The following is an 18,672-nucleotide window of genomic DNA, read 5'->3' on the forward strand; positions in this document are numbered from 1 at the left end:
GCCAGACCACGTTGTGTCCGCCGGTCGCGATGCCCTGCGAGCTGTAGGCCATCATCACGAGGCCGGAGCAGTCCCAGGTGTTCGGGCCGGCGCCATCGCGTTCGCCCGTGCCCAGCTCGGCGAGCCGTACGTCCTGACCGGCGCCGGCCCGAACACCTGGGACTGCTCCGGCCTCGTGATGATGGCCTACAGCTCGCAGGGCATCGCGACCGGCGGACACAACGTGGTCTGGCAGTACAACTACTTCAAGTCGATCGGCCGCCTCGTCCCGCTGTCCCAGCGCCAGCCCGGCGACATCCTGTTCTACTCGTCGAACGGCACGGCCTCGGGGGCGTACCACGACTCGATCGTGACGAGCTACGGCACCATGGTCGAGGCCGCGCGTCCCGGCGTCGGCGTCGTCGAGCGCGCGATCTGGCTGCCGAACCAGCTCATGCCGTACGTCGCCCGCCCGAGCGGTTCCCTGTAACCCGCTCCCGGTCTGCCCGTTCTTTCCCAGAGCGGCTGCGGTACCAAGCGAGATCGGGCGTACCTGCACGGATCAACGCACCAGGAACGCCCGTTTCCACCAGGCGCGCCCGCGCACGCGCCGCACACCCCGGCCCCGCCCAGCCACCACGCACGACACAGAACGGCGCCCGCCCTCCGGAAGGAGAGCGGGCGCCGTTCGTCGTCAGGGGATCGTCAGTGCGAGCCGGGCACGTACGCGGCCTGACCGGCCTGCACGATGCGCTCGGCCTCGGCGGCGTCGCCCCAGCCCTCGGCCTTGACCCACTTGTTCGGCTCGAGGTCCTTGTAGCGCTCGAAGAAGTGCGCGATCTCGGCCTTCGTCTGCTCCGGCACGTCCGAGATGTCCTGGATGTGCGCCCAGCGCGGGTCCTTGGCGGGGACGACGAGGACCTTCTCGTCGTTGCCGGCCTCGTCGCTCATCTTGAAGACGCCGACGGGGCGGACCTTGACGCCGACGCCGGGGAACGTCGGGAACTCGAGCAGCAGCAGCGCGTCCACGGGGTCACCGTCGTCGGCCAGGGTCTTCTCGAAGAACCCGTAGTCGGTGGGGTAGACGAACGAGGTGAACAGCACGCGGTCGAGGTAGACGCGACCGGTCTCGTGGTCCACCTCGTACTTGTTGCGGCTGCCCTTGGGGATCTCGACGACGACGTCGTACGCGGCCATGTTGCGCTCCTGTGTCTGCTTCGGGGACTGTCGTGTGTTGCGAAAGCGCGGCTAACGTTACCGGGTGAACTCTCCGCGTCCCCGGCTCGACCCCGCCGTCGCCGAGACCCGCCTGGCGGTCCGCGACCTGCTCGCCGCAGCCGTCGACGACGGCGTGGTCGCCGCAGGCGACCTGGTGCTCGTCGCACTGAGCGGCGGACCGGACTCCCTCGCCCTGGCGGCGGCCACCGCGTTCGAAGCGGGCAAGCAGGGTCTGCGGGCCGGGGCAGTGGTCGTCGACCACGCGCTCCAGGCGGGTTCCGAGGCGGTGGCGAGCCGCGCCTCCCGGCAGGCATCCGAGCTGGGACTCGACCCGGTGACGGTCCGCAGGGTCACGGTCGGCTCTGACGGTGGTCCGGAAGGCGCCGCCCGGGAGGCCCGCCACGCGTCGATCGCCGAGGTCGCGGCCGCCACCGGGTCGCCCCTGGTGCTGCTGGGCCACACCCTGGACGACCAGGCCGAGACCGTGCTGCTCGGCCTGCTGCGCGGCAGCGGGCCGGACAGCCTGTCCGGCATGCAGCCGCTCGCCCGCCGTGACGGCGGTCCGGCCTACGGCCGGCCGCTCCTGTCGGTCCGGCGCCACGCGACCCGGCAGGCGTGCGCCGCGGCGGGGCTGGCGCCGTGGCGCGACCCGCAGAACGACGACCCCGCGTACGCACGGGTGCGGGTGCGGAACACCCTGCTGCCGGTGCTCGAACGGGAGCTCGGCGCCGGGGTGCCCGAGGCCCTGGCCCGCACGGCCGACCAGCTGCGCGAGGACTCCGCGGCGCTGGACCACTTCGCCGAGGAGATCGCGGAGGACATCGCCGAGCACTCCGAGGCGGGCATCTCGCTGTCGGTGCGGGCGCTCGGGGCGAACCCACCGGCGCTCCGGCAGCGACTCGTGCGCCTGGCGGTGGAGAGCGAGTTCGGGGTGACGCTGTCGCGCGTGCAGACGCTCGAGGTCTGCCGGCTGGTCACGGACTGGAGCGGACAGGGCCCGATCGACCTGCCGGGCGTCCGTGCCACGCGGACCGGCGACCGCATCGAGTTCAGCGCCGGTTAGGCTGGCGTGGTGGAACTCTCCGACGTCCAGGCAGACCTGTCCGAAGTGCTCTTCACCCCCGAGCAGATCGACGAGAAGCTCGCTGAGCTCGCGGCGGTCGTCGACGCCGACTACGCGGGCCGCGACCCGCTGCTCGTCGGGGTGCTCAAGGGTGCCGTCATGGTGATGGCGGACTTCTCGCGCCACCTCAAGATGCAGGCGCGGATGGACTGGATGGCGGTGTCGTCGTACGGCTCCGGCACGAAGTCGTCCGGCGTGGTGCGGATCCTCAAGGACCTCGACACCGACCTGCACGGGCGCGACGTCCTGATCGTCGAGGACATCATCGACTCCGGTCTGACCCTGTCGTGGCTCAAGCAGAACCTGCAGTCCCGTGGTGCCGCGAGCGTCGAGATCGTCGCCCTGCTGCGCAAGCCCGAGGCCGCCAAGGTCGAGGTCGACGTGAAGTACGTGGGCTTCGACATCCCCGACGCCTTCGTGGTCGGGTACGGCCTGGACTACGACGAGCGCTACCGCAACCTGCGCGGCGTCGGCGTCCTCGCTCCGCACGTCTACTCCTGACGGGCGGCCCGCCGCGCTCGGGTCGCACTCGGCCGACTCTGGCCCGGGGGTGAGTTCGCCCGCAGAGGACACCCATTCTCGCCACAGAATCGCGGCCGTATGCTGACCTGCACGCAACTTCGGCAGAGAAAGGTGTCGGGCACTCGCGCCCGGATCACATGAACTTCAAGCGCATCTTCCGCGGCCCGTACCTCTACGTGCTGATCGCGCTGGCGGGCATCTTCATCGGCTGGAGCGTCATCAGCCAGGGCAGCACGCAAGAGATCGACACCCAGAAGGGTCTCGAGCAGCTCTCCGATGACAAGGTCTCGTCCGCGACCATCAACTCCACCGAGCAGCGGGTCGACCTCGTCCTGAAGGACGGCGACAAGCAGGAGCAGTTCTACTACTCCACGCCACGCGGCGAAGAGGTCGTCCAGGCCGTCAACGACGCCAACCTGCCGGACGGCTACAACGACCGCGTCGCCCAGGGCAACTGGTTCCTGTCGCTGCTCGGCATCCTGCTGCCGTTCCTGATCATCGGTGCCCTGTTCTGGTTCCTGCTCTCGAGCGCCCAGGGTGGCGGCTCGAAGGTCATGCAGTTCGGCAAGTCGAAGGCCAAGATCAACAACAAGGAGAACCCGCAGGTGTCGTTCGCCGACGTCGCGGGTGCCGACGAGGCGATCGAAGAACTCCACGAGATCAAGGAGTTCCTCAAGGAGCCCGCGAAGTTCCAGGCCGTCGGGGCGAAGATCCCGAAGGGCGTGCTGCTCTACGGCCCTCCCGGAACCGGCAAGACCCTGCTCGCCCGCGCCGTCGCAGGTGAAGCCGGCGTGCCGTTCTACTCGATCTCCGGTTCGGACTTCGTCGAGATGTTCGTCGGTGTCGGTGCGAGCCGTGTCCGCGACCTCTTCGAGCAGGCCAAGGCGAACTCGCCGGCCATCGTCTTCATCGACGAGATCGACGCCGTCGGTCGTCACCGTGGTGCCGGCATCGGCGGTGGCAACGACGAGCGCGAGCAGACGCTGAACCAGCTCCTCGTCGAGATGGACGGCTTCGACGGCAAGACGAACGTCATCCTCATCGCCGCGACGAACCGTCCCGACGTGCTCGACCCCGCGCTCCTGCGTCCCGGCCGTTTCGACCGCCAGATCGGTGTCGACGCCCCGGGTCTCGCCGGCCGCAAGCAGATCCTCGAGGTGCACGCGAAGGGCAAGCCGCTCGCCGCGAGCGTCGACCTCGAGCTGCTCGCCCGCAAGACGCCGGGCTTCACCGGTGCCGACCTGGCGAACGTCCTGAACGAGGCGGCCCTGCTGACCGCCCGCTCGAACGCGCAGCTCATCGACAACCGTGCCCTCGACGAGGCAGTCGACCGCGTGATGGCCGGCCCGCAGCGCCGGACCCGGATCATGTCCGACCAGGAACGCCTGATCACCGCGTACCACGAGGGCGGCCACGCCCTGGCGGCAGCGGCGATGCGGCACACCGACCCGGTCACGAAGATCACGATCCTGCCCCGCGGCCGTGCCCTCGGCTACACGATGGTGCTCCCGCTCGAGGACAAGTACTCGGTCACCCGCAACGAGCTCCTCGACCAGCTCACCTACGCCATGGGTGGTCGCGTCGCCGAGGAGATCGTCTTCCACGACCCGACCACGGGCGCCTCGAACGACATCGAGAAGGCCACCGGCACCGCCCGCAAGATGGTGACCGAGTACGGCATGAGCCAGGCCGTCGGGTCCGTCAAGCTCGGGTCCGGTTCGAGCGAGCCGTTCGTCGGCCGTGACATGAGCGGTGGCACCGGTCGCGACTACTCGGAGACCATCGCCCAGACGGTCGACGCCGAGACCCGCGCCCTGCTCGAGGCCGCGCACGACGAGGCCTACCAGGTGCTCAACGACAACCGCGACATCCTCGACCGCCTGGCCGGCGAGCTCCTCGAGAAGGAGACGCTCGACGCCCCGGAGCTCGTGGAGATCTTCAAGGACGTCCGCAAGCTGCCGGAGCGCCCGCAGTGGCTCTCCAGCGACAAGCGCCCGGTCAGCAACCTGCCCGCGATCGACGTGCCCGGCAAGGCCGCCTCGACCGCAGCGGACCCGTCGGATTCCGAGTCGACCTCGAAGACCCGTCGTCGCCCGTTCGGCAACCCGGGTATCGCCCCCGCGTAGGCCGGCATGACCGAGCTGCCGACGCGACGAGAGCGTCGACTCGCCGAGGTGAGTCGTGCCCGCGCCGCCGCCGCCGAACCGGCGACGGTCGCGATCGACCTCCGAGCACCCCAGCCGGTGCCCGAGGTCGTGACCGGCCGTCGCCGTGACCGCGGTGGTCCGGCCGAGGAGCGCACCCGGGTGCTCGGCATCCTCAACGTCACCCCCGACTCGTTCAGCGACGGCGGACTGCACCAGGCCTACGACGCCGCTGTGCAGCACGCTCGGGACCTCGTCGCCGCCGGCGCGGACGTCATCGACGTCGGTGGCGAGTCCACCCGCCCCGGTTCCGAGCGCGTGCCCGTGCCGGTCGAGCAGGAACGGGTGCTGCCGGTCGTGCAGCAGCTCGTCGCCGAGGGCATCCCGGTCAGCGTCGACACGATGAACGCCGCAACGGCCGAGCGTGCCGTCGACCTCGGTGCCGCCATCGTCAACGACGTCTCCGGTGGGCTCGCCGACCCCGACATGGCCCGGGTCGTGGCGTCGACGGGCGTCGGCTTCGTCGTCATGCACTGGCGCGGCCACAGCGACCGGATGTACCGCAACGCCGAGTACACCCACGCGGTCGAGGAGGTCCGGCGCGAGGTCGAACTCCGGGTCGCCGAACTCATCGTGCTCGGCGTCCGGCAGGAGCAGGTCGTGATCGACCCGGGCCTCGGCTTCGCCAAGCACGGCGTGCAGAACTGGGAGATCCTGGCCGGCTACGAGCGCTTCGCCTCGATCGGCCTGCCGGTGCTCGTCGCCGCCTCACGCAAGCGGTTCCTCGACGGTGTCGGGAGCCCCGAGGGTGCCCCGCCCAGGGAGCGCGACCTCGCCACCGCCGCCATCAGCCTGCTCGCCGCCGAACGCGGCGCGTGGGGTGTGCGCGTGCACGACCCGGCACCGACCCGTGCCGTGCTCGACGTCTGGGACGCCTGGAGGGCAGCTCGATCGTGAACGACACCATCCGACTCACCGGAGTCCGCGCCCGCGGACACCACGGCGTCTTCGACCACGAGCGTGAGGACGGCCAGGACTTCGTCGTCGACGTCGCCGTGGAGCTCGACGCCCGCGCCGCCTCGGGCAGCGACGACCTCGACGCCACCGTGCACTACGGCGTCCTCGCCGAGCAGGTCGTCGCCGAGATCGAACGCGACCCGGTCGACCTGATCGAGACGCTGGCCGAGCGCATCGCCGCGGCCGTGCTCACCCACCGTGCCGCATTGGCGACCGAGGTCACGGTGCACAAGCCGCAGGCCCCGATCACCGTGCCGTTCACCGACGTCTCGATCACCATCCGGCGTGCCCGCGGCGCCACGGTGCGGGACGAGGAAGAAGAATGACCCACCGGGTCGTCGTCGCCCTCGGAGCGAACCTCGGCGACCGGGGGAGCACGCTCCGTGCCGCCGCCACCGCGATCGCCGCCCTGCCCGGAGTCGTGCCGGTGGCCTCGAGCCGCGAGGTCGAGTCGGTCGCCGTGACCCTCGACGGCCTCGACACGTCGAAGCCCCGCTACCGGAACGCCGTCGTGGTCGTCGACACCGACCTCGAGCCGCAGGCCTTCCTCGACGCCCTGCACGGCATCGAGGACGCCCACGGCCGCACGCGCGAGGTCAGGTGGGGCGACCGCACCCTCGACCTCGACGTCCTCGCCGTGGACGACCTGCGGATCGCCACGGACACCCTGGTCGTGCCCCACCCCCGGGCAGCGGAGCGCGCGTTCGTGCTCGCCCCGTGGCTCGACGCCGACCCCGAGGCCGTCCTGCCCGGTGCCGGACCGGTGGCCGACCTGCTCACCGCCGTGGGGGACGACACCGAGCGCGTCGACGAGCCGCGCCTGTTCGCGGAGCCGGCACGGGCCTCCCGGCCGACGGGGAGCGCGACCAGCGCATGAAGCCCACCCGCGCCTCCACGCTGATCAGCATCGCCGTCGTCACGGCGGTCGCCGGCTTCGCACTCGACGCCGTCCTGGCGTCGCGCCAGCTGCCGACGTTCCTGTTCTCGATCCCGCTCGGCGTGACGCTCGCGTTCATCGGCGTCGCCGTCGTGCTCATGGCGCGCCCGGTGCGCCGGCACGCGCGCGACGGCGCCGGACGCCAGCGGCCGGTCGACCCGCTCTACGCGACGCGGGTCGTCGTGCTCGCGAAGGCGTCCAGCATCTGCGGCACGCTGCTCGGCGGGTTCGCCCTCGGCCTCGTGCTGTACCTGCTGACCCGTTCCGCGACGCCTTCGCTAGGCTCGACCCTGCCGAACGTGATCGCCGTCGGGGGCGGGATCGTCCTGACGGTCTGCGCACTCGTGGCGGAGCGCATGTGCATCGCACCTCCGGGTGACGACGACGACCGTGACGATCCCCGCAACGGTTCGACGACGGTGAACTGACCGAGCAACCCCAGGAGGCCCGCGATGCCGCGTGAACGACTCGACGAGCCCGGCCTCGGCCTCGGTGGGATCGCCTGGCAGCGGGTGTCCGCGAAGCTCGTGTGGACCGAACTCGTCACCACGCTCGTGATCGGTGTCGTGCTCACCGCTGGCTGCGTGCTCATCGGGATCGTCACCGACGGCTTCGGTTCCGGGGCCGGCACCGTGTGGCTCTCCATCGGCATCGTCGTCGCCGTCACCACAGCGATCACCGCCGCGCTCACGCCCCGACGGGTCCGGGCCATCGGCTACGCGCTCCGCGACGACGACCTGGTCGTGCGCCGCGGCCTCATGTGGCAGCGGTTCACGGCCGTGCCGTACGGCCGGATGCAGCTCGTCGACGTCGCCCGCGGGCCGCTCGACCGGGCGCTCGGCATGAGCGAGCTCAAGTTCGTCACCGCCGCGGCCGCGACGAACGTCCGGATCCCGGGCGTCCCGGCAGCGGACGCCGACGAGCTGCGCGACCGCCTCGTCGAGCTCGCCGAGTCCCGTCGCGCCGGACTGTAGGGGTCGTCCGTGACCTTCCGACCGGGCACCCCGCCACCCGCTCCGCCCGCCCCGCCCACCCGGGGCAACGCGGCCGCTGCGGCACCCCTGACCGACGGCGAGTGGCACCGCCTGCACCCGCTGACCCCGCTGCTCAAGGGCGGGATCTTCCTCATCGTCATCCTCGGCTACGTGCTGAACAGCCTGCGCGACCAGCTCGTCGAGTTCTTCATCCCGGGCGAGCAGCAGGAGGACGGTGACCCGGTCCGGTACGTGTACGAGCACGGCGTCGTCGGCTGGGTCCTGCTCGGCATCGTGGTGCTGCTCCTGGTGCTGATCGGGTTGTTCTACCTGTCCTGGCGCATGCACGAGTTCCGCGTCACCGGTGAGATCGTCGAGGTGCGCTCGGGCGTGCTGTTCCGGAACCACCGCAAGGCCCGGCTCGACCGGATCCAGGGCATCAACATCCAGCGGCCGCTCGTGCCCCGGGTGTTCGGCACCGCCAAGCTCGAGATCGCGCAGGCCGGCAACGACGCCAACGTGCAGCTCGCCTACCTCGGGGCCCGCGCCGCCGACGACCTGCGGCAGCGGATCCTGGTGCTGGCGTCCGGCGCGAAGGACGACGACGGCCACGGCGGTCCGTCGCGGCAGTCGCACGGGGCACTGCAGGACCGCGTCGACGAGATGTTCTCGCCCGAGCTCGATCCGGCAGCCGTGCACGCGACCCGCATCGTCAAGGTGCGCCCCGGTCGGCTCATCGCCTCGATGCTGCTGTCCGGCACGACGCTGTTCCTGCTGCTCGTCATCGCCGGCATGATCGTCAGCGTCGCCCTCACCGGCGAGTTCGCGGTGCTGTTCGGGCTGTTCCCCGCCGTGCTCGGTGCCGGCGGCTACTACGTCCGCAAGTTCTCCCGTTCGCTGCAGTACACGATCGCCGAGACCCGCGACGGCATCCGGATCGGCTTCGGGCTGGTCTCGACGTCGAACGAGACGCTGCCGCCCGGCCGCATCCACGCCGTCAGCGTCGCGCAGCCGCTGCTGTGGCGTCCGTTCGGCTGGTGGGACATCCGCATCAACCGTGCGACGAGCGCCGGCAACGGGGCGTCGAGCAACCAGCAGGTGTCCTCGATCGTGCTGCCCGTCGGTACCACGGCGGACGTCCGCGAGGTCCTCGACATCATCCTGCCCGGGCTCGTCGGCACCGTCGTCGCCGGCCCCGAGGCGTCGCAGGAAGCCCTGCGCGAGGGGGCGGCCGAAGCCGTCGACGTCGTCGACGACAGCCTCACCACCTCGGGCGACCGCGGCGGCTTCGTGCACTCCCCACGCCGTGGCGCGTGGCTCCGTCCGTTCGCGTTCCGGCGCAACGGCTACCGGTTCGTGCAGGGTGCGGTGCTGTTGCGGCTCGGTGCCGTGTGGCGCTCGCTCGTCATCGTGCCGCTGCCCCGGGTGCAGAGCGTCAAGGTCGAGCAGGGTCCCCTCGAGCGTGCCCTGCGGCTCGCAGCCGTCCACGTCCACACCGTGGCCGGCCCGGTCTCGGCCCGCGTCGGCGCGCTCGACGCGCGTGACGCGCAGCGCCTGTGGTCGGAGACGACGCAGCGTGCCGTCGAGGCGGCCGCGGTCGACACGACCCACCGCTGGCGCGAACGGGAGGCCCGTCCCGCGGCCGCCACGCACGCTGCGGCCGACACCGTGCCCGGGTCCGGAGCCCCTGCCGGACCGACGGCGGACCACCGGTCCGGCGCCGTCCCTACCGGCTGGGACGACGTCCCACCGACCGGAGCCGCACGATGAGGGCCGGGCGTCTCGGGGTCGGCATCGTCGGCGCCGGACGGGTCGGACCCGTCCTCGGAGCAGCCCTGGCGAACGCGGAGCACGCCGTCGTCGGGGTGACCGCCGTGTCCGACGAGGGTCGTGACCGCGCCGAGGCGATGCTGCCCGGCGCCCCGGTGCTCGCGACGCCCGACCTGGTCGAGCGGAGCGAACTCGTGCTGCTCGCGGTGCCGGACGACCAGCTCGCCTCGCTCGTGCAGGGGCTGGCGGATGCCGGGATCTGGCAGCCGGGGCAGCTCGTCGTGCACACCAGCCCGGACCACGGCGTCGGCATCCTCGCCCCGGCGATGGCGGCCGGTGCCATCCCGTTGGCGATCCACCCCGCGATGGCCTTCACGGGCACGAGCGTCGACCTGTCCCGGCTGCGCGACGCGTACTGCGCGGTGACCGCCCCGGCGCCCGTGCTGCCGATCGCGCAGGCGCTCGTGGTCGAGATGGGCGCCGAACCGTTCGTCGTGGCCGAGGGCGACCGGCCCGCCTACGCCGATGCGGTGCGGGCCGCCGTGAGCTTCTCGACCGCGATCGTCGACCAGTCGGCGGGCACCCTGTCCGGCATCGGCGTCGAACACCCGGGACGTGTCCTCGGTGCGCTCGTCCGCTCCGCCGTCGACAACGCGCTCACCGCCGCCGACGGGCAGTCGACGCTCTAGCGGTTCGGGGGCGGGACCGCGGCGCGGGTAGGAGGTCGGGGCCGGGCGCTCGAGAGGTCAAGACTCCCCGTTCAGTTCCGCCGAGTGGTCACGACCTGTCGGTTGCGCGTGCTCGAGCCGACAGATCGTGACCGGTGGGCGTGGTGCGGGCGGGGTGTTGTGACCGCGCTCTCGGGCGGGCACGGTTCGGGGGCGGGACCGCGGCGCGGGTAGCATTTCCCCCGACCCCCACGACCATCGGAGCCGCACCCGCATGACCGACGAGACCGTCACCCCCGACACCGCGATCGCCGACGCCGCCGCACTGGCCGAGCAGGAGACCAGCGAGCAGCGACAGGTCCGGCTCGACAAGCGGGCGAAGCTGCTGGAGTCGGGCATCGAGGCGTACCCCGCCGAGCTCCCCATCACCACGACGATCCCGGCCGTGCGCGAGCAGTACGCGCATCTGGAGACCGGCGAGGAGACCCAGGACGTCGTGGGCATCGCGGGTCGCGTGGTGTTCTCGCGCAACACCGGCAAGCTCTGCTTCGCGTCCCTGCAGTCGGGCGACGGCTCGCGCATCCAGGCGATGGTCTCCCTGGCCGAGGTGGGGGACGAGTCCCTCGCCCGCTGGAAGGAGTTCGTCGACCTCGGCGACCACGTGTTCGTGCACGGCCGCGTGATCTCCTCGCGCCGCGGCGAGCTGTCGATCATGGTCGACGACTGGGCGATCGCGGCGAAGGCGATCCTGCCGCTGCCGAACCTGCACAACGAGCTCAACGAGGAGACGCGGGTCCGCCAGCGCTACCTCGACCTCATCGTCCGCGACGAGGCCCGCGCCACGGTGCGTGCCCGCGCTGCCGTGATGGCCTCGCTCCGCCAGACCTTCACCGCGCACGAGTACCTCGAGGTCGAGACCCCGATGCTGCAGACCCAGCACGGCGGCGCCTCGGCCCGACCGTTCGTGACGCACTCGAACGCCTTCGACACCGAGCTGTTCCTGCGCATCGCACCCGAGCTGTTCCTGAAGCGTGCCGTCGTCGGTGGCATCGACCGGGTGTTCGAGATCAACCGGAACTTCCGGAACGAGGGCGCCGACTCGTCGCACTCGCCCGAGTTCGCGATGGTCGAGGCGTACCAGGCGTACGGCAACTACGAGCAGATGGCCGACCTGACGCAGGAGCTCGTGCAGAACGCGACCCGCGCGGTCACCGGTGGTGCGCTCGAGGTCACCCTGCCCGACGGCAGCACCTACGACCTGGGTGGCGAGTGGCCCCGGATCGACATGTACGGCTCGCTGTCCGAGGCCGCGGGGCGCGAGATCAGCCCGGAGACCCCGCTGTCCGAGCTGCAGACGCTCGCCGAGGCCGAGGGCGTCGAGGTCGCCCACGCCACGCACGGCAAGTACGTCGAGGAGCTCTGGGAGCACTTCGTCATCGACTCGCTCGACCGCCCGACCTTCGTGATGAACTTCCCGGTCGACACCTCGCCGCTCACCCGGCAGCACCGCACCCGTCCGGGCGTCGTCGAGAAGTGGGACCTGTACGTCCGAGGCTTCGAGCTCGGCACGGCGTACTCCGAGCTCGTCGACCCGGTCGTGCAGCGGGAGCGGTTCGTCGAGCAGGCGAAGCTCGCGGCCGGTGGTGACCTCGAGGCGATGCGCGTCGACGAGGACTTCCTGCGGGCCCTGGAGCACGCGATGCCCCCGTCGGGCGGCATGGGCATGGGGATCGACCGCCTGCTCATGGCCATCACGGGCCTGGGCATCCGCGAGACGATCCTGTTCCCGCTGGTCAAGTAGCTCCCGGTCCACCGGGGTACGATGCTCGGGTGCCTGAAGGAGTCGTAAGCGGGATCGTCTTCGCCCTGACGCCGACCATCGTCGTCGGCCTGATCTTCTGGTTCGTGATGCGCGCGATCATGCGTGCTGACCGGACCGAGCGTGCCGCGTACGCCAAGGTCGAGGCCGAGGAGCGCGCCCGCTTCGAGCGTGAGCACGGTCGCCCCGCACCGGCTCCGACGTCGGCCGAGTAGCCGCGCGCGCACGATCCACTTCACCCCGTGTTCACCGCGCGGTGTGATCCTGTCGCGCATGCCCACCATCCCGGAGTCCGCCGCCGGCGTCGATGACCTCGACGACCTCGACGTGGAGGACGCCTTCGGGCACCCGGCGTCCGGGGCGTCCGTCTCGCCCGTCGGCAGCGACGACGGACCCCTCGACGACGAGGGCGACGTCGACGACCTCGACGTCTGAGCGCCGACGGACCGTCACACACCGTTCACCTCGCCGACGCGTGCCGGGGTGAGCATCGTCCGCATGGCAACCACCGCACATCCCTTCACGGGCCGCAGCCTCGTCGGTGACATCGAGAGCGAGTACGACGAGTTCGACCGAGACGCAGACCTCGAGGTCTCCAAGCGCCGGGACGGGTGGCTCGAACCCTCCTGGTGACCCCCACCCATTCGGTATTCGGGGTACGACGACCAGATCGCACTGATCCGGTCGGACGTACCCCTTTTGCATGTCCGGAGTACGCAGTCGCCTGGGGTACACGATCGGAAACGCTGGTGAAACACGCCAGCAACGCCGGAAACACGGCGTTATCCGCTTGATCCAGGGCCGATTGGGGGACCAGACTGTCGGTGGGCTGTACCCCGCGGGGGACGCTTTCGATGACGAAGCACGGAGAACCCTGAGAATCGCTCCGAACGATTTGTGGGGTACACCTCCGGGCCGCTTTACTCATCAGCACCCCCCGGCAACGCCCCACGAAGCCATCACCGTCGAACGCAGGGAGAAACACCATGACGATCGCAACGGCTGCACCCAGCACCACCCGCCGCACCGCCACCAAGAAGGCATCGGCATCGAAGACCGCGACCGCCGAGTCCGCCACCACCTCCCTCGACACCGAGGTCGAGGCCGACGAGCAGCTCGCCGGTGTCCGCGGCGCCTCGGTCGACCAGGTCGGCGACTACCTCCGTCACATCGGCCGTCTCTCGCTCCTCACCGCCGAGGAAGAAGCGCAGATCGCACGCCGCATCGAGGTCGGGCTCTTCGCCGAAGAGAAGCTCGCCACCGAGAAGGGTCTCGCGAAGACCCTGCAGCGTGAACTCCGCTGGCTGGTCCGCGACGGTGAGCGCGCCAAGGAGCGCATGATCACCTCGAACCTCCGCCTCGTCGTGAGCATCGCCAAGCGGTACTCGCAGCGTGGCCTGCCCTTCATGGACGTCATCCAGGAGGGCAACCTCGGCCTGGTCCGTGCGGTCGAGAAGTTCGACTTCACGCAGGGCTACAAGTTCTCGACCTACGCCACCTGGTGGATCCGCCAGGCCATCTCGCGTGGTCTCGCCGACAAGGCACGCACGATCCGCATCCCGGTGCACACCGTCGAGCTCATCAACAAGATCTCGCGCACCGAGCGTGACCTGACCGTCGACCTCGGCCGTGCGCCGATGCCGGACGAGGTCGCCGCCGAGCTGAGCATGAGCGTCGAGGAACTCGTCGACCTCAAGGGTCGCTCGCACGAGCCGGTGTCGATCCACACCGTGGTCGGCGACTCGGACGACAGCGAACTCGGTGACTTCATCGAGGACGAGGACGCCGCGAGCCCGAACGAGCTCACCGAGACGACGCTGCTGCACCGCGACATCCGCTCCATCGTCGCCGAGCTGCCCAGCGACGAGGCGAACGTCATCCGCATGCGCTACGGCCTGGACGACGACAAGCCGATGACCCTCGACGAGATCTCGAAGATCGTGCACACGACCCGCCAGGCCGTCAGCCGGGTGGAGTCGCGCGCGAAGCTGCGCCTGTTCGCCAAGGCGGTCTCGCAGGACATGCAGCTGTACCTGACCGACTAGGTCCGTGGACTTCGGCCGGCACGTTCACCCGTGCCGGCGCGGGGAAACCGGGTCGTTCTGTGGGAAGACGATCCGGTGGGGTGATGGGACGGCCCGCTCGAGCACTGCTCGAGCGGGCCATTCACGTTCCCGGAGCCGGAGCCGGAGCCGGAGCCGGAGCCGGGGCCGGAGCCATAGCCAGGGCCAGCCCCGGCGCGGCGTCAGTCGTCGATCTCGCGCCGGAGCTTCTGCCGCAGGTCGCTCGGGATGAGCTCGACCAGCTGGTCGGGCCGCACCGGCAGGTCGAGCAGGCTGAGCTTCACACGTCCGGTCCGCCCGTGCCGCTCGGCGTCGAGGCGCACCACGCTGCCGGCGTCCTTGCGGAGCCGCATGTCGATCTGCGCCCCGGTGGCCACCTCGCCGACCACGAGCCCGTCGACCTCGAGCGCCGCGCTCCTGGTGCCCTCGGCGATGTCGAACCGGTAGCGCTCCCGTGCGGCGAGCACCACCGAGCGGTCGATCCCGGCCATCGGCGCGACCGGCGTCACCACCGAGCCGGACAACGCGGGGGAGAGCACCGGCCCACCGGCGGCATAGTTGTACGCGGTGGAGCCGGCCGGGGTGGCGGCCACGATGGCGTCGGCTCGGTAGTACCCGTACCCGAGGCCCCCGACGCTGAGGTCGGCCGACACCTGCCCGGAGCCCGGCCGTCGCACGATGGTCAGGTCGTTGAACGCCAGGTAGTCGGTGCGGGCACCACCCCAGGACAACCGGGCCTCGAGCGCGTGGTGCGGCTCGAGCTGGTACTCGCCGGCGGACAACCGCTCCAGCGCGCTCTCGAGTTCGGGCGGCTCGATCTCGACCAGGAACCCGACGTTGCCGTAGTTCACGCCGAGGACGGGCACCGGGCGCTTGGCCACGAGCCGCATCGCGCCGAGCATGGTGCCGTCGCCGCCGAGGGCCACGACCAGGTCGACGCGGTCCGTGAAGTCGTCGTCGTCGACCACGTCGACCCCGCCACCGATGCGCTGGGCGTCCGCACGCCGGGCGAGCAGCTCGCCCTGGCCGGACGCGTTCCAGCGCTGCAGGGTCGTCACGGACTCCTGCACGTTCTTGGTCGGGTGGACGACGAGGCCGACGACGGGCTGCTCCATGAGCGGATCGTACCGAGCGGACCTCCGATGCGGGCTGTCCCTTCGCAGCGGCATGCGATATTCTGAATACATGCAGACTGCTCAGCTCTCCGTCGCCCTCCCTTCCGTCCGGCACGGCCGCGAGATCGTGCTGCTCGCCGACCTCGAATCCCACGAGTCCGGCTTCGGCTTCGTCGACGCCGAACACCTGCTGCTGGCCGCCGTCACGCTCTGCGCCGGCATGCCCCGCTTCCGCCCCCTCCTTGACGCCCACCGGATCACCCCGGACACCGTCCGCTCCGGCATCCGCGCCTTCGTCGGCGCCCACACCACCTGCCCCGGCGAACACGACCGGGTCGCGTGCACGCCCGCTGCGATGCGCGTGCTCGCCCGAGCCGCGACGATCGCGGGCCGTTCGGAGCGCATCCGACCGCCGCACGTCGTCCTCGCCGTGCTCGACTCGGTCGACGATCCGCTCGCCGGATCGGCGCACGACGTCCTCGACGCCCTGGGCGTCGACGCGCGCCGCTTCCGACGTGACCTGCGTCGCGCGGTGCGGCGCGCCTGACCCAGCGCGACCGACAAGCGGACTGGAGGCCCGTCGCGACCCCGCCACGGGCCTCCAGTCCGTCTCGCCCGTCTCGTCGTTCGCTCACTGCGCACAAGACGCACCCTGGTCACGCCCACGGCGAACAGGGGCAGCCCCCGGGGGGAGCGCTGGTTACTCTCGAAGTACTTGGCCGGACTCACACGAGACCGGCACAGCGTCGGCTCCGCTCATCAGGGGCCAAGGGAGAGCACATGTTCGAGAGATTCACCGACCGGGCCCGTCGTGTTGTCGTCCTCGCTCAAGAAGAAGCGAAGATGCTCAACCACAACTACATCGGCACCGAGCACATCCTCCTCGGCCTCATCCACGAGGGCGAGGGCGTCGCCGCCAAGGCGCTGGAGTCGCTGGGCATCTCGCTCGACGCCGTGCGCGAGCAGGTCCAGGACATCATCGGGCAGGGCCAGCAGCAGCCGACCGGGCACATCCCGTTCACGCCGCGCGCCAAGAAGGTGCTCGAGCTGTCCCTGCGCGAGGCGCTGCAGCTCGGCCACAACTACATCGGCACGGAGCACATCCTGCTCGGCCTGATCCGCGAGGGCGAGGGTGTCGCAGCCCAGGTCCTCGTGAAGCTCGGCGCCGACCTGAACCGGGTGCGCCAGCAGGTCATCCAGCTCCTGTCCGGCTACCAGGGCAAGGAAGCGGTCGCCGTCGGCGGCGAGCAGCAGCAGAACGCGCAGCAGGGTTCGCAGGTCCTCGACCAGTTCGGTCGGAACCTCACCCAGGCCGCGCGCGACGGCAAGCTCGACCCCGTCATCGGGCGCGAGAAGGAGATGGAGCGGGTCATGCAGATCCTCTCCCGCCGCTCCAAGAACAACCCCGTCCTGATCGGTGAGCCCGGCGTCGGCAAGACCGCCGTCGTCGAGGGCCTCGCTCAGGCGATCGTCAAGGGCGACGTGCCCGAGACGCTGAAGGACAAGCAGCTCTACTCGCTCGACCTCGGATCGCTCATCGCCGGCTCCCGCTACCGCGGTGACTTCGAGGAGCGCCTGAAGAAGGTCACGAAGGAGATCCGCACCCGCGGCGACATCATCGTCTTCATCGACGAGATCCACACGCTCGTCGGTGCCGGTGCAGCCGAGGGCGCGATCGACGCGGCCTCGATCCTCAAGCCGCTCCTCGCCCGCGGTGAGCTCCAGACCATCGGCGCCACCACGCTCGACGAGTACCGCAAGCACTTCGAGAAGGACGCCGCACTCGAGCGTCGCTTCCAGCCGGTGCAGGTCAACGAGCCGTCGCTGCCCCACGCGATCAACATCCTCAAGGGTCTGCGCGACAAGTACGAGGCGTTCCACAAGGTGTCCATCACCGACGGCGCGATCGTCGCCGCGGCGAACCTGGCGGACCGCTACGTGCAGGACCGCTTCCTGCCGGACAAGGCCATCGACCTGATCGACGAGGCCGGCGCTCGCCTGCGTCTGTCGATCCTGTCGGCACCGCCGGAGCTCCGCGAGTTCGACGAGAAGATCTCGACGGTCCGCGGATCGAAGGAAGCCGCCATCGAGGAGCAGGACTTCGAGAAGGCCGCGAGCCTGCGCGACGAGGAGAAGAAGCTCCTCGGCGAGCGTCTCCGCCTCGAGAAGCAGTGGCGTGCGGGTGACGTCGCCGCGTCCGGCACCGTCGACGAGGGCATCATCGCCGAGGTCCTGGCCCAGGCCACGGGCATCCCGGTGTTCAAGCTCACCGAAGAGGAGACCTCGCGTCTCGTCTTCATGGAGAAGGCACTGCACGAGCGCGTCATCGGTCAGGAAGAGGCCATCTCGGCCCTGTCCAAGACCATCCGCCGTACCCGTGCCGGCCTGAAGGACCCGAACCGTCCCTCCGGCTCGTTCATCTTCGCCGGCCCCACGGGCGTCGGGAAGACCGAGCTCGCCAAGGCCCTCGCCGAGTTCCTGTTCGACGACGAGGGTGCGCTGATCTCCCTCGACATGTCGGAGTTCGGTGAGAAGCACACCGTGTCCCGCCTGTTCGGTGCCCCTCCCGGGTTCGTCGGGTTCGAGGAGGGCGGCCAGCTCACCGAGAAGGTGCGCCGCAAGCCGTTCTCCGTGGTCCTGTTCGACGAGATCGAGAAGGCCCACCCGGACATCTTCAACTCGCTGCTGCAGGTGCTCGAGGAAGGCCGTCTCACCGACGGTCAGGGCCGCGTGGTCGACTTCAAGAACACCGTCATCATCATGACCACGAACCTCGGTTCGCAGGGCATCGCCGGTGGCCCGGTGGGCTTCCAGGTCGAGGGTGACTCGGCCGTCGGCTACGACCGCATGCGCGGCAAGGTCAACGAGGAGCTCAAGAAGCACTTCAAGCCCGAGTTCCTGAACCGTGTCGACGACACGATCGTGTTCCCGCAGCTGTCGCAGCCCGAGCTGCTGCAGATCGTGGACCTGTTCGTGAAGCGTCTGGCAGACCGCCTGCTCGACCGCGACATGACCGTCGAGCTCACGCTGCCGGCCAAGGAGCAGCTCATCAAGGTCGGGTTCGACCCGTCCCTCGGTGCTCGTCCCCTGCGTCGCGCGATGCAGCACGAGGTCGAGGACCAGCTGTCCGAGCACATCCTGCAGGGTGAGCTCAACGCCGGCGACCACGTGAAGGTCGACTTCGTCGACGGTGCGTTCCACTTCGAGACCGGGCGTCAGCCGGGCCGCGAAGAGGTCCTCGCCGGTGCAGCCGCGGTCGAGGCCGCGACCGACACGCCCCAGGGCGAGATCGAGTCCTAGGACCTGACACCCCACGGACAGGA

20 protein-coding genes are annotated in these 18,672 nt (G+C 70.4%); 18 read left to right on the forward strand and 2 right to left on the reverse strand.

The genetic code is table 11. The features are described from left to right. On the forward strand, nt 1–469 hold a 469-nt coding region (locus DEJ09_RS18100; RefSeq protein ID WP_220034922.1), incomplete at its 5' end, for a C40 family peptidase. A gap of 215 nt (nt 470–684) precedes the next feature. On the opposite strand, the gene DEJ09_RS09275 is transcribed toward DEJ09_RS18100, so the two are convergent. Then, nucleotides 685–1,176, reverse strand: coding sequence for an inorganic diphosphatase (locus DEJ09_RS09275; RefSeq protein ID WP_027467055.1), 492 nt, complete (start codon nt 1,174–1,176; stop codon nt 685–687). A gap of 64 nt (nt 1,177–1,240) precedes the next feature. Between DEJ09_RS09275 and tilS the strand changes: the two genes are divergently transcribed. The 15 genes from tilS (at nt 1,241) to DEJ09_RS09345 (ending at nt 14,216) form a co-directional block, all read left to right on the forward strand. Then, nucleotides 1,241–2,260, forward strand: coding sequence for a tRNA lysidine(34) synthetase TilS (tilS, locus tag DEJ09_RS09280; protein WP_111047997.1), 1,020 nt, complete (start codon nt 1,241–1,243; stop codon nt 2,258–2,260). A 9-nt stretch (nt 2,261–2,269) separates the two neighbouring features. After that, nucleotides 2,270–2,821 carry a hypoxanthine phosphoribosyltransferase gene (gene hpt, locus DEJ09_RS09285; protein WP_017887686.1) on the forward strand — a complete coding sequence of 184 codons (552 nt, stop codon included), beginning with the start codon at nt 2,270–2,272 and terminating at the stop codon, nt 2,819–2,821. A gap of 158 nt (nt 2,822–2,979) precedes the next feature. Further along, on the forward strand, nt 2,980–4,968 hold the full coding sequence (gene ftsH / locus DEJ09_RS09290; protein WP_027467057.1) for an ATP-dependent zinc metalloprotease FtsH: 1,989 nt from the start codon (nt 2,980–2,982) through the stop codon (nt 4,966–4,968). Between the two features lie 6 nt (nt 4,969–4,974). Further along, a complete protein-coding gene (gene folP, locus DEJ09_RS09295; protein WP_173032459.1) occupies nt 4,975–5,943 on the forward strand; it encodes a dihydropteroate synthase in 969 nt (322 codons plus the stop codon). Next, nucleotides 5,940–6,329 (forward strand): dihydroneopterin aldolase, encoded by a 390-nt coding sequence (gene folB / locus DEJ09_RS09300; protein ID WP_111088265.1) that lies wholly within the window; start codon nt 5,940–5,942, stop codon nt 6,327–6,329. The genes folP and folB overlap by 4 nt, the downstream gene beginning before the upstream one ends. Beyond that, nucleotides 6,326–6,880, forward strand: a complete 555-nt coding sequence (folK, locus tag DEJ09_RS09305) for a 2-amino-4-hydroxy-6-hydroxymethyldihydropteridine diphosphokinase (protein ID WP_111088266.1) — start codon at nt 6,326–6,328, stop codon at nt 6,878–6,880. The genes folB and folK overlap by 4 nt, the downstream gene beginning before the upstream one ends. Next, a complete protein-coding gene (locus DEJ09_RS09310) occupies nt 6,877–7,368 on the forward strand; it encodes a DUF3180 domain-containing protein (protein ID WP_111088267.1) in 492 nt (163 codons plus the stop codon). The genes folK and DEJ09_RS09310 overlap by 4 nt, the downstream gene beginning before the upstream one ends. A 24-nt stretch (nt 7,369–7,392) precedes the next feature. Beyond that, nucleotides 7,393–7,914 carry a PH domain-containing protein gene (locus tag DEJ09_RS09315; RefSeq protein ID WP_111088268.1) on the forward strand — a complete coding sequence of 174 codons (522 nt, stop codon included), beginning with the start codon at nt 7,393–7,395 and terminating at the stop codon, nt 7,912–7,914. A 9-nt stretch (nt 7,915–7,923) separates the two neighbouring features. Next, nucleotides 7,924–9,684, forward strand: coding sequence for a PH domain-containing protein (locus DEJ09_RS09320; protein ID WP_111088269.1), 1,761 nt, complete (start codon nt 7,924–7,926; stop codon nt 9,682–9,684). Further along, on the forward strand, nt 9,681–10,373 hold the full coding sequence (locus tag DEJ09_RS09325; protein ID WP_181421243.1) for a Rossmann-like and DUF2520 domain-containing protein: 693 nt from the start codon (nt 9,681–9,683) through the stop codon (nt 10,371–10,373). Before DEJ09_RS09320 ends, DEJ09_RS09325 begins: the two co-directional genes overlap by 4 nt. Nucleotides 10,374–10,626: 253 nt before the next feature. Then, nucleotides 10,627–12,153, forward strand: coding sequence for a lysine--tRNA ligase (gene lysS / locus DEJ09_RS09330; RefSeq protein WP_111088270.1), 1,527 nt, complete (start codon nt 10,627–10,629; stop codon nt 12,151–12,153). 29 nt (nt 12,154–12,182) lie between these two features. Next, nucleotides 12,183–12,386: a hypothetical protein gene (locus DEJ09_RS09335; RefSeq protein ID WP_071245264.1), complete on the forward strand. Its 204-nt coding sequence runs from the start codon at nt 12,183–12,185 to the stop codon at nt 12,384–12,386. A 58-nt stretch (nt 12,387–12,444) separates the two neighbouring features. Beyond that, nucleotides 12,445–12,606, forward strand: coding sequence for a hypothetical protein (locus DEJ09_RS18105; protein WP_163343079.1), 162 nt, complete (start codon nt 12,445–12,447; stop codon nt 12,604–12,606). A gap of 63 nt (nt 12,607–12,669) precedes the next feature. Next, complete coding sequence (locus DEJ09_RS18370; RefSeq protein ID WP_258320880.1) at nt 12,670–12,804, forward strand: hypothetical protein; 135 nt, start codon at nt 12,670–12,672, stop codon at nt 12,802–12,804. 353 nt (nt 12,805–13,157) lie between these two features. Then, the gene (locus DEJ09_RS09345) at nt 13,158–14,216 is read left to right on the forward strand and encodes a sigma-70 family RNA polymerase sigma factor (RefSeq protein WP_111028721.1); all 1,059 of its coding nucleotides are present in this window, start codon (nt 13,158–13,160) and stop codon (nt 14,214–14,216) included. Nucleotides 14,217–14,416: 200 nt separating this feature from the next. Here DEJ09_RS09345 and DEJ09_RS09350 read toward each other — a convergent pair whose 3' ends face one another. Further along, the gene (locus DEJ09_RS09350; RefSeq protein WP_071404515.1) at nt 14,417–15,349 is read right to left on the reverse strand and encodes an NAD(+)/NADH kinase; all 933 of its coding nucleotides are present in this window, start codon (nt 15,347–15,349) and stop codon (nt 14,417–14,419) included. Between the two features lie 70 nt (nt 15,350–15,419). On the opposite strand from DEJ09_RS09350, the gene DEJ09_RS09355 reads away from it, so the two are divergent. Next, the gene (locus DEJ09_RS09355; protein WP_181433073.1) at nt 15,420–15,896 is read left to right on the forward strand and encodes a Clp protease N-terminal domain-containing protein; all 477 of its coding nucleotides are present in this window, start codon (nt 15,420–15,422) and stop codon (nt 15,894–15,896) included. 233 nt (nt 15,897–16,129) lie between these two features. Next, entirely contained in the window at nt 16,130–18,649 is a 2,520-nt protein-coding gene (locus DEJ09_RS09360) for an ATP-dependent Clp protease ATP-binding subunit (RefSeq protein WP_027467068.1), read from the forward strand. Nucleotides 18,650–18,672 lie beyond the last annotated feature (23 nt).

Source organism: Curtobacterium sp. MCLR17_055 (genome assembly GCF_003234305.1).
Taxonomy (GTDB): domain Bacteria; phylum Actinomycetota; class Actinomycetes; order Actinomycetales; family Microbacteriaceae; genus Curtobacterium; species Curtobacterium flaccumfaciens.

What these genes read in the sequence shown, in the direction of transcription:
- folP (WP_173032459.1), top strand. Translation starts at nt 4,975, where the DNA reads ATGACCGAGCTGCCGACGCGACGAGAGCGTCGACTCGCCGAGGTGAGT.
- DEJ09_RS18105 (WP_163343079.1), top strand. Translation starts at nt 12,445, where the DNA reads ATGCCCACCATCCCGGAGTCCGCCGCCGGCGTCGATGACCTCGACGAC.
- DEJ09_RS09345 (WP_111028721.1), top strand. Translation starts at nt 13,158, where the DNA reads ATGACGATCGCAACGGCTGCACCCAGCACCACCCGCCGCACCGCCACC.
- folK (WP_111088266.1), top strand. Translation starts at nt 6,326, where the DNA reads ATGACCCACCGGGTCGTCGTCGCCCTCGGAGCGAACCTCGGCGACCGG.
- DEJ09_RS09325 (WP_181421243.1), top strand. Translation starts at nt 9,681, where the DNA reads ATGAGGGCCGGGCGTCTCGGGGTCGGCATCGTCGGCGCCGGACGGGTC.
- ftsH (WP_027467057.1), top strand. Translation starts at nt 2,980, where the DNA reads ATGAACTTCAAGCGCATCTTCCGCGGCCCGTACCTCTACGTGCTGATC.
- DEJ09_RS09360 (WP_027467068.1), top strand. Translation starts at nt 16,130, where the DNA reads ATGTTCGAGAGATTCACCGACCGGGCCCGTCGTGTTGTCGTCCTCGCT.
- lysS (WP_111088270.1), top strand. Translation starts at nt 10,627, where the DNA reads ATGACCGACGAGACCGTCACCCCCGACACCGCGATCGCCGACGCCGCC.
- DEJ09_RS09275 (WP_027467055.1), bottom strand. Translation starts at nt 1,176, where the DNA reads ATGGCCGCGTACGACGTCGTCGTCGAGATCCCCAAGGGCAGCCGCAAC.
- DEJ09_RS18370 (WP_258320880.1), top strand. Translation starts at nt 12,670, where the DNA reads ATGGCAACCACCGCACATCCCTTCACGGGCCGCAGCCTCGTCGGTGAC.
- DEJ09_RS09315 (WP_111088268.1), top strand. Translation starts at nt 7,393, where the DNA reads ATGCCGCGTGAACGACTCGACGAGCCCGGCCTCGGCCTCGGTGGGATC.
- DEJ09_RS09310 (WP_111088267.1), top strand. Translation starts at nt 6,877, where the DNA reads ATGAAGCCCACCCGCGCCTCCACGCTGATCAGCATCGCCGTCGTCACG.
- DEJ09_RS09355 (WP_181433073.1), top strand. Translation starts at nt 15,420, where the DNA reads ATGCAGACTGCTCAGCTCTCCGTCGCCCTCCCTTCCGTCCGGCACGGC.
- DEJ09_RS09350 (WP_071404515.1), bottom strand. Translation starts at nt 15,349, where the DNA reads ATGGAGCAGCCCGTCGTCGGCCTCGTCGTCCACCCGACCAAGAACGTG.